Raw genomic sequence first — 18,730 nt, forward strand, 5'->3', positions numbered from 1 at the left:
AAGCCCAGTTTGACCGGAACACGCGACAGAGGTTCACAACGCCAGCCAAATCGGTGATTCCGAAACGCGAACGGGGCCCGAAGGCCCCGTCGCTGAACAACTGTGTCTCAGATCAGCCAACCGGCCGCTGCGCCACACGCATGACCTTCGGAGTCACAAAAATCAGCAGTTCGGCCTTGTCCTTTGTGCGACCTCGACTTTTGAAAAGGTTTCCTAAGATAGGCAGATCCCCCAAAAACGGCACTTTCGATAGAGATGCACGGTCGGTGAACTCGTAAACACCACCGATCGCAACGGTCTGTCCATCATCAATCAGTACCGCAGTCGTCACATTGCGCTTACTGATCAAGGGCACTGAGCCGATTTCCGGGTATTCAATGTAATCGATGATCTCGTCCTTCTTGATATCCATCGCAAGGAAGACGCGTCCATCGTTGGTGATGGTCGGGGTCACCTTCAGCTCAAGAAGCACGTCTTTAAATTGAACAGTAGGGACACTATTACTCTGACCGCCGGTCACCGTTAGATACCCAACCTCCTGCCCTTGACTGATGATGGCCTCGCGCTGATTGCTCGTCACAATGCGCGGATTTGAGATCACTTCGCCACGGGAATCCTGCTGCAGAGCCTGCAACTCGACCGCCCAGTCAATGGTGTTTCCAAGGATCGTAAATGCCAGAGAAGGAGCTCCACCAGTAATCGGCAGATTTACATTCAGTCCGCCGGGCGCTGTTACGCCAGTCTGGGTGTTGTTGATCAGAGTGCCGCCGACGTTCACCCGTTGCTTGGTTGCGCTCACGCCAAACCGAGCACCCAAGTCACGAGCGAACGCTTCGTTCGCGATGACAATGCGCGCTTCGATGACGACCTGATCCACCGGCTTGTCGAGCATGTTGACAAGGCGCTTGACCTCAGCGACCCGATTCGGGATATCGATAACCAGAAGTGTGTTGGTGCGCCTATCGAAGCTCAGGCTGCCACGCGAAGACAAAAAACCACGCTGCTGCGACGCGCCGCCTGTTCCCCCACCGCCACCCGAACCACTCTTACTCTCCTCCGTCAGCAGCTTCGCAATATCTTCTGCATTGCCGTAACTGATCGGGATGTACTCGGTGGTCATCTCCGCACGCTCTTCGATCGCCAGGCGCGCATCTTCCTTGGCCTGCTCGAACGCAGCAATCTCGCTCTGCGGCGCGACCCAAACGACGTTGCCGCTGCGGCGTTTGTCGAGAGACTTGGCCTGCAGAACGATATCCAGCGCCTGGTCCCAAGGCACGTTCTGCAGACGCAGCGTCACGTTGCCGGTCACGCTGTCGCTGGCGACGATGTTGAGGTTCGACTCGTCGGCGATCAGCTGCAGCACCGTACGCACCGGCACATCCTGGAAGTTGAACGTCACCGGCGCACCGCTGTAGGCGCGGACATCCGAGACTGTCGCCGCGGCGGCTTGGCCCATTGTCGCAGCCGTGGACGCTGCGCCGACTGCGCGATCGTTGGTCGCCGCAGCCGTGCGCGGAATGATCTCGACGATGTAGTCGCGACCACTCTGGTATGCCATCGGCTCGAAGTCGCCGCGGGCACTGAGGACGACCTGCGTACCGTCGGCGCCCTGACGCGCATCGATGCGCTGCACCGGTGTCGCAAAGTCGGTGACGTTGAGCGGGCGCTGCAACGAAGCCGGCAGTGTCGCGTTACCCACGTTGATGACCACGTTACCGCCCTGCGTGCGCAGGTCGGGCGCGGCACCATCGCCGTCGAAACGAAGCACCAGCTTGCCGGAGCCACCATCGCCGCGTCGGAAATCGATATCCGTCACTGCAACCGCACCAGCCGGCTGCGCCGCCGCAGTGGTTGCCTGCAGCAGCGGCAGCATCGACGCATGCGTCGGCGACGCATGGGCGCCGGTGAACGTCGCCACCAGTCCTATGGCAAGACCGAGCGCGCCGGCACGCACCGATTTCATCCGGCCCGACTGCAGGCTTCCCGCATTGCTCACGGTCATGTTGCTTCCCCTCATCATTGTTCGTTCAGCGCGAGCGAAGCCGGACGTTCCAACCAGCCGCCGGCGCCATCGGGCACGAGCTCGACGAGCTCGATGCGATTTTCATTGACCGAAGTGACGCGGCCATCGTTCTGCCCCAGGTAATTGCCCGGGGTAATGCGGTAGGTCACCTTGTCCGGTGCGAGCACCAGACCGACGATGCGGCCACCGGTGCCGATCGTGCCCACCATCGACATGCTGTCGAGCGGGTACTGCTCGGTGATTTCCTTGCGCCGGTCTGAATCCGGGCGCGGACCACTGCCGCCCGAATCGTCCGTGAACGCATTACTGAAGGGGTCACGGATGCCCTGCGCCGAATATTCGAAGGTCTCGAACTGCTGCATCACCGGCAACGGCTCGAGCGCCGGGGCAGGACGCTGCTTGACCTCTTCGGCCCAGACTTCGAGGTTGGGCGCCTCGCCCGGCTCGCTGGTGACTCCGCGACCGCAGCCCGAGGCTGCCAGCGCTAGGGAAAGCAGCGCAGCGCCGCGCATCATGTTGCCCGTCCTGACGGCCATCACGGCGTCCCCTCCGTCGTCTGCGCGGCCTGGGCCTGTGCGGCGGTCTCTTCTTCGTCGAGGTAACGGTAGGTCTTCACGGTGCCCGAAAGCTCGAGGCTGGAGTTCGGTCCGATGCCAGCCAGGCCGTCGGTGCCAGTGCCGCGTGGCTTCAGCGAAATGTCGTGCATGGTCATGATGACCACGCGCGGCAGCGACGCGACGCCGCTGACAAAGGCACCGAACTGGTGATACGTGCCGACCATGCGCAACGCGATCGGCTGCTCGGCATAGAACTCGCGCGGCATTTCCTCGCCCGGCTTGAACAAGTCATTCTGGATGCCGGTCGCGATCGCGGTCTGCGAGATGTCGACGATCAGATCCGGCATCTCCGTCTTGCTCGGCAGCTGACGCAGCATCTGCTGCAACTGCTGCTCCATCTGGGCCAGCTGCTGCTTGAGCGGCTCGAGATTCGCGGCCTTGCCCTGCTTGGTCTCGAAGTCGGCGCGCAGCGTGGATTCCTGCGCTTCGAGATTCGTCAGCTCGTCGCCCTTCTCCCGCGTGATCACGTACCACAGCAGGAAGAAGATCAGCAGGCCCACGAGGATGCAGGCGCCGATCTTGTATTCGCGCGGCCAAGACCCTGTGTTGTTGAAGTCCAGCTCGCGCAGCGACATCTTCTTCTTGCTCACGACGCGGCTCCTTCTGCAGCGGGTGCAGCGACCGGTGCGGCCTCGGGCACGCCGTCGACCGGCGCAGCCGGTTCGGTGCCCTCGGCTGCCGCCGCTTCCTTGGCGGCCGGCGTGGACAGCTGCACGCTCAGGGTGAACGCATACGGCAGGCCCGGCACGCCGTCCCGCGCTTCGATCACCGACAGCTGCGGGCCGGTCATCCAGCCAGAGCCATCGAGCGAACGCATGTAGGTACTAACGCGCGCGTTCGACTGCGAGCGGCCTTCGAGCGTCAGCGTCTGGCCTTCCTGCTTGAGCGAGGTCAGCAGCACGCCATCGGGAATCGTGCGCACCAGCTGATCGAACAGATGGACCATCTGCGAGCGATTGCCCTGCAGTTCCTCGATCACCGCCTTGCGCGCCAACAGGCGTGCACGCTGCGATTCAAGCGCTTCGATCTCCGTGATCTGCGTGTCGACCGCAGCGATCTGTTGCTGCAGAAACGCGTTGCGCTCGTTCTGGCCGTCGATCTGCGCGTTGTAGTACATGTTCACGAGAAACCACAGCGCCACGCCAGCCGCCGCAGCGATGCCGACCATGACACCGAATTCCTTCTGCCGCTGCTTGCGCCGTTCGGCGCGCCACGGGAGGAGATTGATCCTGGACATCAGTCGAAGCTCCTCAGGGCTAGGCCGCAGGCGATCATCAGCGCGGGCGCATCCTGGGCCAGCGCATGCGCCTGCACGCGCGGGCCGAGGGTCATCTGCGCCAGCGGGTTGGCGAGCACGGTCTGCACGCCCAACTGCTCCTCGACCATGTCGGCGACACCCGGAATCGATGCGCAGCCACCCGCCAGTACCACCTGGTCGACCCGGTTGAAATCGCTACCGGCATAGAAGAACTGCAGCAGGCGACTGACCTGCTGGACCATGGCTTCCTTGAACGGTTCGAGCACTTCGACCTCGTAGCTCTCCGGCAGACCGCCCTGGCGCTTGGCCAGACCGGCTTCCTCGTAGCTCAAGCCGTAGCGCCGCATCACCTCGTCGGTGAGCTGCTTGCCGCCAAATACCTGTTCGCGCGAGTACAGGCTGCGCCCGTTGCGCAGCACGTTGAGCGTGGTCATCGTCGCACCGACATCGACCAGCGCGACCACGCCGTCGACCGGCATGCTCAGCGTACCGGCGATCATCGCGAACGCGTTTTCGACCGCGAAGGCCTCGACATCGATGACCTTGGCGGTCAGCCCGCCCAGTTCCAGCGCAGAAGCGCGCAACTCGACGTTCTCCGAGCGCGAGGCCGCGAGCAGCACCTGCACCATCTCGGCGTTGCCGGGCATCGGCCCGAGCACCTCGAAATCGAGGTTCACCTCCTCGATCGGATACGGAATGTAGTTGACTGCTTCGAGCTCGACCTGCGATTCGAGATCGTCCTCGTCGAGATCGGCCGGCATCGGGATGGTCTTGGTGATGACCGCCGAACCCGCGACCGCGGCCGATGCGTGCTTGGCCTTGGTGCCCGAGCGCGACACTGCGCGGCGGATGGCCTCGCCTACGGCCTCCACCTCGACGATGTTCTTTTCGACTACCGCATTAGGCGGCAGCGGTTCGACCGCGTAGTGCTCCACGCGGTAGCGATTGCCCTGGCGCGACAGCTGCAGCAGCTTGACCGCAGTCGAGCTGATGTCGACGCCGATGACCGGCACCTGGCTTTTTGTGATGAGCCCCACGGAATATCCCCTTTGCCACGGGCGTTTAGCCACGCCTCGTGTCCCGGCGCATTAAATAGCGGACTTTCCCGATATTGGCAACACGCGTTTTCGATTCCGGGAAGCTGAACCACCTGTGGACGCGGCCAGCGGCGCCTTCCTGCAAGCCCTGTTCCACCGGCGTACCGCCGCCCCTCAGGCACCTCCCCTATACTTTCCCGCCATGAGCCCAGCCCCCACGTCGTCGCCCAAGCCCCGCCCCTCCCGCTTCCGCCGCCTGCTGCGCTGGACCCTGGTCCTTGCAGTCGTGCTCGGCATCCTCGGCGCGATCACTGGCGGCATTCTCTACGCGGCAGTGGCTTCCAAGCTGCCCGATGTCGAAGCACTCCGCGATATCGAAATGCAGGAGCCGATGTACGTCTATGCACGCGACGGGCGGTTGATTGCGCTGTTCGGCGAGACACGCCGGTATCCGGTTGACATCGAAAACGTACCCGATCGCCTGAAGCAGGCCTTCCTCGCAACCGAGGACGCGCGCTTCTACGAGCACGGCGGCATCGACTACCGCGGTGTCGGCCGCGCGCTGTGGCTGCTGGCGACCACGAACGACCGCCGCGTCCCCGGTGGCTCGACGATCACCCAGCAGGTTGCGCGCCAGTTCTTTCTGAGTTCGGAATACAGCTTTACGCGCAAGTTCGCCGAGATGCTGCTCGCGCGGAAGATGGAGCAGAACCTCAGCAAGGACGAGATTTTCGAGCTCTATCTCAACAAGAGCTTCTTCGGCAATCGCGCCTACGGCGTCGCGGCAGCGGCCGAGTTCTACTACGGCAAATCGCTGGCCGAACTCGATCTTGACGAAATGGCGTCGCTGGCGGCGATCCCGAAATTCCCATCCAGCGGCAATCCGCTCAGCAACCCCGAGCGCGCGAAAGAACGTCGCGACGTCTATGTGCTCGCGCGGATGCAGGAGCTGGGCTTCATCAGTGCAGAGGAAGCGACCGCCGCCCGCGCGGTCGACATGCACGCCAGCCCCCACGAGCGCCCGATCGAAGTGTTCGCACCGTACGTAGCGGAGATGGTGCGGCTCGAGATGGTGGCGCGTTACGGCGGCGATGTGCTGACGCGCGGCTACCACGTCACGACCACGATCGACCCGACGATGCAGGCGGCCGCCGAGCTGGCCGTGCGCAGCGGCCTGACGACCTACGACCGTCGCCACGGATGGGTGAAGCCGACGGAGACCTTCGAACTGGCGGCGGGCGAAGACGTCGAGGCCACCTCCCGGCGCCTGCGTGGCATCGCGCCTCAGGGCGGCATGTTGCCGGCGGTCGTGGTGCGCAGTGGTGAAGGCACGGCTGACGTCGTGCTGGCCGACGGCAGCACCGTGACGCTCGACGCGGCCGCCAGTCGCTGGACCGGCAAGAGCCCGGCCGCGCTGCTCACGCGCGGCGACCTGACCCGCGTGCGTCGCGTCGAGACACCGGCGAAGGCGCCCGCGGACACTGCGCCGGAGGCCTTGCCGCCGCCCGTGATCACCTGGCAGCTCGAACAGTTGCCGCGCGCACAGGCGACACTGGTCTCGATGGAGCCTGACGACGGCGCGATACGCGCACTGATCGGCGGTTTCAGCTTCGCCGGCAGCAACTTCAATCGCGCCACGCAGTCGCGTCGCCAGCCGGGCTCGAGCTTCAAGCCGTTCGTGTTCGCGGCCTCGTTCGAGAAGGGCTTCAACCCCGCTTCGATCGTGCTCGACGCACCGGTGCTGTTCCGCATGCGCCGCGGACAGGACTGGCGCCCGCAGAACTCCGACGGCAAGTTCGTCGGCCCGATGCGCCTGCGCGAGGCGCTGGTGCAATCGCGCAACCTCGTGGCCGTGCGTCTGCTCGATGCGATCGGCGTGGATTATGCGCGCCGTTACATCAGCCATTTCGGCTTCGAGGAGTCGCAGCTGCCGCCGAACCTGTCCATCGCGCTCGGAACCCCGTCACTCACGCCGCTGGACGTGACCCGCGGCTACGCGGTGTTCTCCAACGGCGGTTTCCGCGTGACGCCCTGGTTCGTCGATGAAGTGCGTGACCGCGAAGGCACGCTGGTGTTCAAGGAAAACGCGGCGCGCGCCTGTCGCGGCTGCGGCACCGGCGGTACGCCGGGCCAGTCTTCTAAGCCCGGTCACGTGGTCGACGGATTCAACCTGGGCCCCGCAGCCGAAAAACGCGAGGTCACCGAAGCGCCGGTCGAAGCCCCGAAGCCGCCCGAGCCGCGCGCCGACGGCGCCGCCCCGGTGATGGCGCCGCGCGCAATCGATGAGCGCGTGGCTTACCAGATGATCTCGATGATGCGCGACGTCGTGCGTCGCGGCACCGGCACCGCTGCACGCGTACTCGAACGCGAGGACGTCGGCGGCAAGACCGGCTCGACCAACGACCATCGCGATGCCTGGTTCTCCGGCTTCGGCGGCAATCTGGTGACGTCCGTCTGGGTCGGCCGCGACGACAACCGATCGCTGGGTTTCCGCGAGTATGGTGGCCGCGCTGCCCTGCCGATCTGGATCGACTTCATGCGCGTCGCGCTCGATGGCGTGCCCGAAGTCGCGAACGAACCGCCGGAAGGCATGGTACGGGTCTCGGTCACTGCGGGCGGTCGTCTGCTGCCCAGCACCTCGGACGGCGGGATCATCGAATACGTCAAGGCCGAAGATCTGGAGCGCATGGAGTCGGAGATCGATCTGCAGATCGACGACGTGCCGGCCGAGGAAGCGTTCGACATCTTCTGATCGACGCGGGCATGGCCGGCGCACCATCGCGTCGCCGGCTGGTCACAGCATCGGCCGACACCGATGTAAGCTTGAAGCATCTACCAGCTGAAGCGCATCGCGGCGCGTATTGACCTGTCACGGTGCAAGGGTAAAGTCGATCCCAAGTGATCGACGACAGGGGACGCGCATGCACCGCGCACGTCAGCACGCGGAGACACAGACCCGCGAGCGCCGCCATCGCCTCGCACACGAGGCCGCCCGTCTCATGGCGGAAGGCGGCATCCGCGACTTCCATGTCGCCAAACTCAAAGCCGCGAGCCGGCTCGGCATCCACGACGATGCTTCCTTACCACGCAATCGAGAGATAGAAGACGCGCTGCGCGAGTACCAGCGACTGTTCGTGGGCACGCGCCAGACCGATGCGTTGCGCGAGCGCCGCGAGGTGGCGATGCGTGCGATGGGATTCTTCGAACGGTTTTCGCCACGGCTCGTCGGCCCGGTGCTGGAAGGCACGGCGGACGCGCATTCCGCGGTGACGCTGCATGTGCATACCGACGATTCAGGCGGACTCGCCCGCTTTCTCGATGATCACGGCATCCCCGCCGAAAGCCGGATGCGCCGGTTGCGCCTGGACCGTCAGCGCGCGAGCGATTTCGATGTCTGGGTGTTCACGGCCGAAGATCTGACCTTCGACCTGACGGTACTGCCGGAGGCGAGCCTGCGGCAGGCTCCGCTGTCCACGATGGACGAGAAGCCGATGCGCCGTGCGTCCAGAGCGCAACTCGAGCAGTTGATCGCGCTGGAACACGGCGCCGGCTGAGTCGGCGTGCCATCGCAGCGATGGCGCGCCGCGCTTACTCCATGACGATCTGCGCACTCTGCCCCGTGCCGAACACCCGCGCGCGCGCGCCGACGCGCAGACCATCGGCGCTCGCGGCGCGGATCGCCGACTCGCTGCCGTCGTCGAACTTGAGCATCACCATGTAGGCCGTGACCGTCGGCACGCCCGCCGCAGGCGCGGCTGCTGCCCCTTGCACGACATCCTGGGCGGCGCCGCTGGCCACCTCATACGCTTCGTACGAGTACTCGCCGGTGACGCGCGACGCCGCACGTCCGGCCATCCGGCCAAGCGCACGGCCGAGTGCGCCATTGGTCTGAGAGGGTTTCGCCTGTTGCTGGGCTGCCGCCGCCGCGACCTGCATCGGGCTGATGCCCGTGATCAGACCACTGCGGAACGACATTTCCTGCGCCGCCACATTCGCCACAGCCAGCGCCGCGCCGCACGCGAGCATCGCGCTCCACACCCATCGCATCTTCATTCGAGCATCCCCTTCGATTGAGTCGAGCGCTGCGGCGGCCTGGGACACAGGACGCGAGGCAGCGCGTGTCGAAGCCAGTCTGCCTATCGCCTGGCGCGCCGGCTGCCGGAAAGCGCCTGGGGCGGATGTCGGAATTACCGTAGAAGCGGGTGATCCTCCAGACACGACAAAGGCGGCCCGAGGGCCGCCTTTTCGACACGCCGGACCCGAAGACCCGGCTTGTCGCATGCATCAGCGCTGGTTGGCGCCCTTGTAATCACGCACGTCGTAGCCGGTGTAGATCTGACGCGGGCGCCCGATCTTGGCTTCCGGATCGACCTGCTGCTCCAGCCAATGTGCGACCCAGCCGGCGGTGCGGCCGATCGCGAACATGACGGTGAACATCTCGGTCGGGATGTTGAGCGCCTTGTAGATGATGCCGCTGTAGAAGTCGACGTTCGGGTAGAGCTTGCGCTCGACGAAGTAGTCGTCCTTCAGCGCCGCTTCTTCCAGCTTCATCGCAACATCGAGCAACGGATCATTGATGCCCAGTTCGCCGAGCACCTTGTGGGTCATCTCGCGGATGATCTTCGCGCGCGGGTCGAAGTTCTTGTAGACGCGGTGACCGAAGCCCATCAGACGGAACGGGTCATTCTTGTCCTTGGCGCGCAGGATCGCCTTCTCGACGTTGTCCGCCGTGCCGATCTCGGCCAGCTGCTTGAGCACCGCCTCGTTGGCGCCGCCGTGCGCGGGGCCCCACAGCGCGGTGATACCAGCCGCGACGGACGCGTAGGGATTCGCACCGGTCGAACCGACCAGACGCACGGTCGAGGTCGACGCGTTCTGCTCGTGGTCGGCGTGCAGGATGAACAGCAGATCCATCGCCTTCTTGACGACCGGGTTGAGCTCCAACGGCTCGCTGGGCACTTCGAACATCATGTGCAGGAAGCGGTCGACGTAGCCCAGGCTGTTGCGCGGATAGCGGATCGGCTGGCCGATCGAATAGCGGTACGCGGCCGCGGCCAGCGTCGGCACCTTGGCGATCAGGCGGATCGCGGCGAGGCGGCGCTGTTCGGGATCCTGCAGGTCGAGCGTGTCGTGATAGAACGCCGACATCGACGCGACCGACGCGGCGAGCATCGCCATCGGATGGGCATCGTGGCGGAAGCCCTGCAGAAAGCTCTTCAGCGACTCGTGCATCATCGTGTGATGCGTCACTTCATGCTCGAACTTCGCGAACTCGTCGGCAGTCGGCAGTTCACCGGCCTGCAGCAGATAGGCGACTTCGAGAAAGCTCGACTTCTCGGCCAGCTGGTCGATCGGGTAACCGCGATACAGCAGCACGCCTTCGTCGCCGTCGATGTAGGTGATGGCCGACTTGCAGCTGGCGGTGGCGGTAAAACCGGAGTCGTAGGTGAAGCAGCCGGTTTCCTTGGGCAGCTTCGAGATGTCGATGCAGGGATTGCCGAGCGTGCCGTGCAGAACGGGCAGCGTCACCGTTTTGCCGGCGGCATCGAGCGTGACCTGGTCGAGCTTGGCGTTGGATTCAGACACTCTGGAGGCTCCTCATTTCTCCGGACGGCGACGCCATCCGGCCTGGCGGGCGGCGCGTGCCGCAACGCATCAATTATCGCATAGCGATTCCGTGCGCGCCGGCACCCGGTATTGCACGAAAGTCGAACACGGTCATGCACACCGCGGCAACAATGCAGCGGTGTGCGAGACGCCGGAATGCAGACGGCCGCCCAAGGGCGGCCGCTGGTGTCGTCGAACGGCGCGTGCCACATCTGCGGCACGCACCACTCCACATACGCTTACTTGGCGTAGCGCCTGCGGAACTTGTCGACGCGGCCGCTGGTGTCGATGATCTTGTTCTGGCCGGTGTAGAACGGATGCGTGGCCGAAGAGACTTCGATCTTGATCAGCGGATATTCGTTACCGTCCTCCCACTGGATCTTTTCCTTCGCCGTGGCGGCGAGGGTCGAGCGGGTGAGGAACTTGAAACCGTCGGACGTGACGTCCTGGAAGACGACTTCGCGGTATTCGGGATGGATGTCGGCCTTCATGGCGGCACCAAAGTTGCGCAAGGGAAGAGCGGCATTTTAACCATCGACCCGACCAGGGCGCAAGCCGCCGATCGGGGGCTCGTTCACCGGGCCAGCACGCGGCGGATCCGGGCATGGAACCGCACCGGGTCGTAGCGCATCAAGATACGGGCGTTATCGGGCCGACCCAGCTGGCGGTTCCAGTCCACGATCGTCGCGCCACGGGCGGGGCCCTGGTCGAGCACGACTTCAATCGGACGCTCGACGACTTCCAGCGCCGCACCGGGTTCGAGGACCCAGGCCATCGCCAGCGCATCGGCCGAGTGCCAGTCGTCGCCGCGGCGGTCCGCGGACCATTCGCGCGTCTTGCGCGAGATCGCCTCGTAGAAGCGTCCGATCTCGCCGCCGGCCTGCATCCAGCCCAGGACGGCATCGTGCGGCAGGCCGTGGGCGACGGTGGCCTCCCAGTCGGACAGATCGAACACCGGAAACGCATCGAACACGATCTTCGCGGCTTCCGGGTCGAAGTAGGCGTTGAATTCGGCGCTGGGCGTGATGTTGCCGTGGCCGGTCACCGCGCCGGACATGGCGACGAAACGCGCCACACGCGACGGCAGCGTGGGGTCGAGTTTCAATGCCAGCGCGACATTCGTCAGCGGCCCCAGCGCGACGAGCGCCAGCCGCCCGGCGTGTACATGCGACAGGCGCAGGATTGCGAGCGCGGCGTGCTCGTCCTCGACCCCGCGCGTTGCGGGCGTGTAGCCGATATCGCCAAAACCGTCATTGCCATGCACATAGGCGGCGTCGGGCGCCGCATGGAGCAGCGGCGATGCGGCGCCGGCGAACACGGGCACATGGCGGCGGCCGGCCACTTCGCACAGCTTCAGCGCGTTGGCGACGGTGTGATGCAGGCCGACATTGCCGGCAGCGATGGTCAGCCCGACGATGTCGTGTGCGTCGTCGTCGAACGCCAGCAGCAGCGCGAGGGCGTCGTCGACGCCCGGGTCGGTATCGATCAGCAGTGGGATATTGTCGGTCATGCGGCATTATCGCCCGGCACGTCCGCGGCCGCGAACGACGGAAAAGACAAACGCCCGGCCGACGGATCGACCGGGCGTTCCGGGCTTACAGATGCAGATCTACCACTGCAGGCCGGCACCCACCGTCACGCCCAGATCGTTGCGGGTATTGGTCGTCCCGCTGAACTTGTAGACCCAGCGTCCGTCCTCGGAGATGGTCGTGATGCCGACGGCCATGCCCGCTTCCTGCTCGTAACCGCTGACCGCCGCCGCGATCATGCTGCGCCCGGGCTGGTAGGCCTGCGGCAGACCCGCCACCGCCATCGCCGATGCGACGCCTGCACGATAACCGCGATCGATTTCCCAGACGTCCGACTGCATCTGGTTCAACCGCGCATCGGTGTAGTCGTTGGCCGACTGCAGCGCCCGTTCGATCCCGGAATTCATCTGGTTGACGTTGACCGCATCGGTGCCGGCTGTGCCCGCTGCCACGTTGGTCAGCTGACGTTCGCCGCCGGCCGTACCGACCGACACCGTATTGGCGCGATCGGCCACGGCGCCCTGCCCCAGCGCGACGGCGTTGCGAGCACTCGCTGACGCCCCCTGACCCAGTGCCACACCACCATCGGCGTTCGCTGCGGCGCCTTGGCCGATCACAGTCGTGCCGGCGGCGGCGGCAGTGGCACTCTCGCCGATCGCGATCGCATTGTCCGCACCTGGCGCAACGGTGGCATTCGCTCCGAGCGCGGTGCCACCCGCTGCCTGGACCGCGGCGCTGCCGCCAATCGCCGTGGCGTCGTCACCATCGGCTATCGAGTTAGCGCCGACCGCGACCGCTTGCTCGCCGTCCGACACGGCGTCCGCGCCGACCGCCACCCCGCGCGTGCCGTCGCCCGCAATCGCCTCGCCACTGCCATCTGCCGGACCATCGACATCAATCAGGGCATTGTCTTCCCCGAGCACTGGTGGCGTACGTGGCGGCAATTGATCGATACGCCCATTGACGTCATCGATGCCTTGGTTCAGCGCGGCAAGTGCGGAGCCGATGTTGTCGTAGAACGCACCCTGGATCGCGTAATTCGGCGCGACGAGCGTACCCAGCGGCGTCACCGATGCGCCGCCGCCCAGCAATTCTGCGATCGCAGAATGCGTGGCGAACAGCTGCCCCCCGTTGATGGCCTCGGTGCTGGCAACGGAGGTCTCGCCGCCCGCGACGTTCGCCAGCGTCGTGCCATCGACGCCGCCGCCCAGAGTGATCCGGCTGTAATCCGGATCGCCGCTGGCGTCCTCGTCGTAGCGCACCGCGAACACGCTGTCGGAATTGACGTCGACGATCGCATCACGCAACTGCGCCAGGTTCACCGCGTCGGTATCAACCGTGCCGGTCGCCACCCCGCTCAGACGCCGCGCGTCGCCGGCACTGTTCGCGAAGTCCACCTGCGTGCCGGCCACCTGGTTGCCTACTCCAACCGTCAGCGTGGTGGCGTCCTGCTGCACCAGGCCTGCGGTGCCGGACAGAAGTCCTGCGATGTCGGCCGTGTTGGTGCTAGTGCGGCCGTCGAGGTTGGTGAGTGCCGAGCCCACGTCGTCGACGCTGACGGTGGCCCCGGTGTTGCTGCCGTCGTCCAGCACGTAGGTCGGCCCAGTTACTGCACCGGTGGTCGGATCGACGCCTGCGCCGCCGCCCAGCGCATCCACCGCCGGGGCGAGCTGGGCGACATTCACTGCCTCGTCCGCGGCCACGCCAGCCGCAAGACCCCCGACCGTCGTGCCATCGACACCGGCCAGCGTCAGTCGGGACTGCGACGCGTCGTCGTACTGGATCGCCAGCTCGCCGAGATCGGTGATCTGGTCTTCCACCGCTGTGAGCTGCCTGAGGTTGACCGCATCGGTATCTGCGGTGCCGTCGCCCACGTTGATGATCTGGCGCAGGTTCGCCGCCGTGCCCACGGAGACCGCATCCGCGCGGTCCGCCAATGAGCCGAGACCAAGTGCAACGCTGTTCGTCGATGTTGCAATCGCGAACTGACCCACCGCGGTCGCATCCGCAGCCGTGGCCTGCGCCCCCTGACCGAGCGAGGTCGCGCGGACGCCCGTGGCGACGGCGTTCATGCCGATGGCGGTACCGCTATTGCTCGCCGATGCATTGCGCCCGACTGCGACGCTGTTGGATCCAGTCGCCTGCGCAGCCGAGCCGAACGCGGTCGACTGCGGACCGCTGGCCAGTGATCCACCGCCGACCGCGGTGCTGTTCTGCGCCGTGGCCCGCGCGTTGTTGCCGATGGCGACCTGATTGATCCGCGTCGGATCGTCCACGCTGCCGGTGACTGCATCCAGGCCGATCGCGACGCCGCCGTCTCCGTTTGTGATCGCATTCTGTCCGATCGCCACGGAATCGAGACCGACGGCCTGCGCAACTGCGCCGCCAGAGTTCACCCGGAAGTAGCTCGACGCACCGCCAGCATCGAGACCCTCGATCGACGCGGTGTTGCTCAGAACGCGCGCATCCAGATTGCCGAGCGCCGACCCGACATCGCCGTAGTCGACTGTGACCGCAGTATTGCTGCCATCGTCGAGCGTATAGGTGGGCCCGGTCACCACCCCCGTTGCCGGGTCGACGGCTGCGCCGCCCCCCAGCGCCGCGACGACCGGCGTCAGCTGGCCGACGTTCACGGCCTCATCGTCGGCGACGCCGGCTGCCAGGTTGCCGATCGTCGTCGGCGTTCCGGTGGCGCCCAGGGTGATCCGCGACAGGTCCGGATTGCCCGCGCCATCGTCGTCATAGACCACCGTAAACCCCAGATTGCCATCGACGCCGATGAGCGCGTCGCGCAGCTGGGCAAAGTTCACCGCGTCCGTGTCATCGATACCCGTCCCGACACCGCTGAGGCGGCGTGCGTCGCCCGCGTTGTTGGCGAAACTGACCTGCCCTCCTGCGCTCTGCCCACCGACCGTGACCGCGAGCGTGGTCGGATCCTGCTGGACCAGGCCCGCGGTGCCGGCGAGCAGATTGTTGACGTTGGTCGTGTTGCCGGTCGTCCGCCCGTCGAGGTTGGCCAACGCGCCACCGACCGTGTCGAAGTCCGTGGTCGCGCCGGTGTCGGAGCCATCGTCGAGCGTGTAGGTCGGGCCCACGACCGCACCCGTCGCCGGATCGATCGCCGCACCGCCGCCAAGCGCGCCGACGACCGGCGACAGCTGGGACACGTTGACGGCTTCGTCGCTCGCCACGCCGGCGGCGACATTGGCGATCGTGGTGCCGCCTGCACCTTGCAGGCTGATCCGGCTGAAGTCGGGTTCGCCCTGCGCGTCCGTGTCGTAGCGAACGGCGAGCTCGGCGATTTCGTCGACGCCTTCGCCGACCGAATCGAATGCACTGTCCACCGCGGCGAAAGCCGCACCGACATTGTCGAATGCGCCGCCGCGGATGCTGTAGGACGGCGCTATCAGCGTACCGTCAGCAGCGACCGTTGCGCCTCCACCCAGATGCGTGGCGACGGAACTGCCGACCGCGGTCAGCTGCCCCAGGTTGATGGCGTCCGTCGCCTCGGTCCCGTCGGCAACACCGGCCAGACGGCGACCGTCGCCGAAGAGATCGGAGATGTCGACCTCGCTCCCCAGCGTTTGCCCGCCGACACGGATGACCAGCGAATCGACGTCCTGCTGCACCAGACCGGCCGTGCCCGCCAGCAGGCTGTTGATGTTGGTCGTGTTGTTGCTTGTCCGGCCGTCCAGATTGGTGAGCGCACCGCCCACGTTATCGAAGTCCACCGGCGTGCCGTTACCGTCGTCGAGCGAGTAGGTGGGCCCTGTGACCGCACCGGTCGTGGCATCGATCGATGCACCGCCGCCGAGCGCGGCGACCACCGGCGTCAGTTGCGCGACGTTGACCGCTTCGTCGGCTGCGACGCCCGCAGCCAGATTGCCGATCGTGGTGGCGGCGACGCCGTCGCCGAGTGTGATCCGGGTCAGATCAGGCTCGCCTGCGCCGTCAATGTCATACCGCACCGCGAACGCGCCGAGGGCAACCGCATCGTCGAGTGCGGTGTCGACTGCAGTGAACGCCGCGCCCACGTTGCTGTAGCTCGCGCCGCCGATGGTGTACGCCGGCGCGGTCAAGGTACCGTCAGCGCCCACTCCGACTCCACCCCCGAGATGCGTGGCGATCGAGCCACTGATGGCCTGCACCTGACCGAAATTCACCGCATCCCCGTTCTCCGCGGCGTCAGCGACACCGGTCAAGCGACGCGCGACGCCTCCGCTGTTCCTGAAGTCCACCTGCACGCCGCCCGTGGCGGCACCCACCGTCAACGGAGCGGCCGGATCCGTCTGCTGCACCAGACCTGCCGTGCCATCGAGCAGGTTGTTGATGTTGGTCGTGTTGCCCGTGGTCCGTCCGTCGAGATTGGCCAGCGCCCCCCCGACCGTATCGAAGTCCGTTGTTGCACCGGTATCGGCGCCCGTATCGAGCGTGTAGGTCGGGCCGGACACTGCGCCGGTAACCGGATCGATCGCCCCACCCCCGCCAAGCGCATCGACGACCGGGGACAGCTGCGCCACGTTGACGGCTTCATCGTCGTCGACACCTGCGGCCAGATTGCCGATCGTGGTACCCGCAGGGCCTGCCAGCGTGACCCGCCCCAGATCCGGCTCGCCCGTGCCATCGTCGTCGTACTGCACCGCGGAGGCGGCCAGTGCCGCGGCGTCATCGAGTGCGCCGTCGACGGCTGTAAACGCAGCCCCCGCGTCCTGGAAGGCACCGCCCTGCACATTGAACGTGGGCGCCGTCACGCTGCCATCGGCAGCCACCGCTGCGCCCCCGCCCAGTCGTGCGGCGATTGATGTATTCGCCCCGAACAACTGCGCACCATTGATCGCTTGTGTACTGGCGGCGCCCACGGCGCCTGCGGCCACGCCAGTCAGCGCGCGCGATGCGCCCGCCGTGTTGGCGAAGCCGACCGTGGTACCACCCGTTGCCGCGGCGACGCTGAGCGCGAGTGTCGTGGGATCCTGCTGCACAAGGCCGGCCGTCCCGTTGAGCAGATTGCCGATATTCGTCGTATTGGTCGCGATGTTGGTGGTGTTGGTGGCGATGTTGGTGCTGTTGAGCGAGGTGCGACCGTCCAGGTTGGTCAGCGCTGCGCCGACATTCGTTGCGGTGACCGCGCCGCCCTCCAGGCTGTAGCTGGGCGCAGTCACCGCGCCGCTCGCGCTGACGGTCGAGCCACCGCCCAGTCCCGCAGCGACGGACGTGCTCACGCCATGCAGTTGCGCGCCGTTGATGGCTTGCGTGCTGGTCGGCGCCACGGTGCCCGCGGCGAGGTTGGAGATCGTCGTGCCGCCTGCACCCTGTAGCGTGATCCCGGTGCGTGCTGCGGTGTCGTAGCCGACCGCGAGTGCATTGACGGCGTTGACCTGGGAGATCGCGCCCTGCATTTGCTCGACATTCACTGCATCGGTCGCCTGCGTGCCCGCTGCGACATGCGCGAGTTGGCGATTCGCACCGGCGGCGCCAATCGAAACCGAACCGACCGAGGAGCGGACGAGTGTCGTGCCGGCTGCGGTGTAGTTCGTCAGTGCGCCACGATCCGTAGCCGCGCCTGCACCGAGCGCGACACTGTTGGCATGCGTCGAAGATGCATTCGCACCAAGGATGACCTGTCGGTCCGCGGTGCCGTTCGCGCCGTGGCCGACCACGATCGCGTTACCCAGCCTGGCCGCGTAATTGCCATCAGGCGCGCCCGTCCCGGTCCACGCCGCGGCTGGCAGCCGATGTGTCGCATTCGTGCCCAGCACAACGGTGTTGGAGCCGTTTGCGGCAGCGCCATCGCCGATGATGACCTGGAAATCCTGCGCAGGCAGGGTCGACCACGAGTACGTGCTGAGCCCCGGGACACAGACACCGATCACACCCCCGATGGTGCAGGTCGGCGTGTTGTTCGCCGCGCCGTACTGCGCATTGGTGACGGTCAGATAACTTTCCGACGCGGCGCGCCCCAGAATCGTCGTGTGATCTGAAGGACGGTTCCCATTGAGGTCGAGCACATTCGGCAGAGTCACCAGGTCAGTGCCCAGCAGATTGAGGCCGGTAAACGAGTAGCGGAAATTCGCACGCGAAATGGTCAGGCACTCATCCGGCAGCAACTGGCCATTTCCCAGCAATCCGCATTGCTGGTAGTTGCCGCCCACGAGGAATTGCTGCAGGTAATTGACCAGTCCCGGCAACGTGCCACCAGTCAGCCCGCCCGGGTTGATCACGCCCATTGGCGTGACCGAGCCGGCTCCCAGCGTCGAACGCGACTGGATATCTGCCGACAGCATGTCGCTGGTGAACAGCAGCGATGACGCACGGTCGTTGGCGGCATCGTCCTGCGCCTGCAGATGCTGCTCGACCGCCTTGGCAATTGTTTCCGCATCTGCGCGTGTCGCCGCTGCGTCGTCCTGCGCCCAGGCATTGCCTGCACCCAGCAAGGCCAGCGCCAAAAGCGAGACCACCGGCACTCCCAGCGCGCCACTTGCCGGCATGCCGTCGCTGCGCCCTCGCGCCAGTTCCGACGCGACCACCAATACCCCGAGCGCGCGGCTCCATACCTTGCGGAAAATTCGATTCATCTGGGTCCACTCCCTCTGTCTTGCCTGATGGGCGACAAAGGGAAGTGGCAGACGCTGCGAAGCGAGTCGCCCTAAGAGCCCCCTGCC

12 protein-coding genes are annotated in these 18,730 nt (G+C 65.9%); 2 read left to right on the forward strand and 10 right to left on the reverse strand.

Features of this window, described 5'->3' with window-relative positions; genetic code table 11:
• Window positions 1–112 precede the first annotated feature (112 nt).
• The 5 genes from ACZ9YD_RS02080 to ACZ9YD_RS02100 are packed head-to-tail and all read right to left on the reverse strand — an operon-like array spanning window position 113 to window position 4,935.
• On the reverse strand, window positions 113–2,002 hold the full coding sequence (locus ACZ9YD_RS02080) for a type IV pilus secretin PilQ (RefSeq protein WP_465073479.1): 1,890 nt from the start codon (window positions 2,000–2,002) through the stop codon (window positions 113–115).
• Window positions 2,003–2,016: 14 nt separating this feature from the next.
• The gene (locus ACZ9YD_RS02085) at window positions 2,017–2,538 is read right to left on the reverse strand and encodes a pilus assembly protein PilP (protein ID WP_465073511.1); all 522 of its coding nucleotides are present in this window, start codon (window positions 2,536–2,538) and stop codon (window positions 2,017–2,019) included.
• 20 nt (window positions 2,539–2,558) lie between these two features.
• On the reverse strand, window positions 2,559–3,230 hold the full coding sequence (locus tag ACZ9YD_RS02090; protein ID WP_465073480.1) for a type IV pilus inner membrane component PilO: 672 nt from the start codon (window positions 3,228–3,230) through the stop codon (window positions 2,559–2,561).
• Window positions 3,227–3,877 (reverse strand): PilN domain-containing protein, encoded by a 651-nt coding sequence (locus tag ACZ9YD_RS02095; protein ID WP_465073481.1) that lies wholly within the window; start codon window positions 3,875–3,877, stop codon window positions 3,227–3,229. Before ACZ9YD_RS02095 ends, ACZ9YD_RS02090 begins: the two co-directional genes overlap by 4 nt.
• Entirely contained in the window at window positions 3,877–4,935 is a 1,059-nt protein-coding gene (locus ACZ9YD_RS02100) for a pilus assembly protein PilM (protein ID WP_465073482.1), read from the reverse strand. Before ACZ9YD_RS02100 ends, ACZ9YD_RS02095 begins: the two co-directional genes overlap by 1 nt.
• A gap of 202 nt (window positions 4,936–5,137) precedes the next feature.
• On the opposite strand from ACZ9YD_RS02100, the gene ACZ9YD_RS02105 reads away from it, so the two are divergent.
• Both ACZ9YD_RS02105 and ACZ9YD_RS02110 read left to right on the forward strand, forming a co-directional pair.
• Window positions 5,138–7,687 (forward strand): penicillin-binding protein 1A, encoded by a 2,550-nt coding sequence (locus ACZ9YD_RS02105; RefSeq protein WP_465073483.1) that lies wholly within the window; start codon window positions 5,138–5,140, stop codon window positions 7,685–7,687.
• 169 nt (window positions 7,688–7,856) lie between these two features.
• On the forward strand, window positions 7,857–8,489 hold the full coding sequence (locus tag ACZ9YD_RS02110; protein WP_465073484.1) for a hypothetical protein: 633 nt from the start codon (window positions 7,857–7,859) through the stop codon (window positions 8,487–8,489).
• 34 nt (window positions 8,490–8,523) lie between these two features.
• On the opposite strand, the gene ACZ9YD_RS02115 is transcribed toward ACZ9YD_RS02110, so the two are convergent.
• The 5 genes from ACZ9YD_RS02115 to ACZ9YD_RS02135 form a co-directional block, all read right to left on the reverse strand.
• Window positions 8,524–8,988 carry a hypothetical protein gene (locus ACZ9YD_RS02115; protein WP_465073485.1) on the reverse strand — a complete coding sequence of 155 codons (465 nt, stop codon included), beginning with the start codon at window positions 8,986–8,988 and terminating at the stop codon, window positions 8,524–8,526.
• Window positions 8,989–9,219: 231 nt separating this feature from the next.
• A complete protein-coding gene (locus ACZ9YD_RS02120) occupies window positions 9,220–10,521 on the reverse strand; it encodes a citrate synthase (RefSeq protein WP_465073486.1) in 1,302 nt (433 codons plus the stop codon).
• 260 nt (window positions 10,522–10,781) lie between these two features.
• On the reverse strand, window positions 10,782–11,033 hold the full coding sequence (locus tag ACZ9YD_RS02125; RefSeq protein WP_232134337.1) for a type B 50S ribosomal protein L31: 252 nt from the start codon (window positions 11,031–11,033) through the stop codon (window positions 10,782–10,784).
• Between the two features lie 83 nt (window positions 11,034–11,116).
• Window positions 11,117–12,052: a nucleoside hydrolase gene (locus ACZ9YD_RS02130; protein WP_465073487.1), complete on the reverse strand. Its 936-nt coding sequence runs from the start codon at window positions 12,050–12,052 to the stop codon at window positions 11,117–11,119.
• 99 nt (window positions 12,053–12,151) lie between these two features.
• The gene (locus tag ACZ9YD_RS02135) at window positions 12,152–18,643 is read right to left on the reverse strand and encodes a YadA-like family protein (protein WP_465073488.1); all 6,492 of its coding nucleotides are present in this window, start codon (window positions 18,641–18,643) and stop codon (window positions 12,152–12,154) included.
• Window positions 18,644–18,730 lie beyond the last annotated feature (87 nt).

The organism is Luteimonas sp. AC640a (genome assembly GCF_979256585.1).

Bases quoted from the DNA above. Each gene is read 5' to 3' on its own strand.
- ACZ9YD_RS02105 (WP_465073483.1), top strand. From the start codon at position 5,138: ATGAGCCCAGCCCCCACGTCGTCGCCCAAGCCCCGCCCCTCCCGCTTC.
- ACZ9YD_RS02125 (WP_232134337.1), bottom strand. From the start codon at position 11,033: ATGAAGGCCGACATCCATCCCGAATACCGCGAAGTCGTCTTCCAGGAC.
- ACZ9YD_RS02135 (WP_465073488.1), bottom strand. From the start codon at position 18,643: ATGAATCGAATTTTCCGCAAGGTATGGAGCCGCGCGCTCGGGGTATTG.
- ACZ9YD_RS02080 (WP_465073479.1), bottom strand. From the start codon at position 2,002: ATGACCGTGAGCAATGCGGGAAGCCTGCAGTCGGGCCGGATGAAATCG.
- ACZ9YD_RS02115 (WP_465073485.1), bottom strand. From the start codon at position 8,988: ATGAAGATGCGATGGGTGTGGAGCGCGATGCTCGCGTGCGGCGCGGCG.
- ACZ9YD_RS02085 (WP_465073511.1), bottom strand. From the start codon at position 2,538: ATGATGCGCGGCGCTGCGCTGCTTTCCCTAGCGCTGGCAGCCTCGGGC.
- ACZ9YD_RS02095 (WP_465073481.1), bottom strand. From the start codon at position 3,877: ATGTCCAGGATCAATCTCCTCCCGTGGCGCGCCGAACGGCGCAAGCAG.
- ACZ9YD_RS02130 (WP_465073487.1), bottom strand. From the start codon at position 12,052: ATGACCGACAATATCCCACTGCTGATCGATACCGACCCGGGCGTCGAC.
- ACZ9YD_RS02110 (WP_465073484.1), top strand. From the start codon at position 7,857: ATGCACCGCGCACGTCAGCACGCGGAGACACAGACCCGCGAGCGCCGC.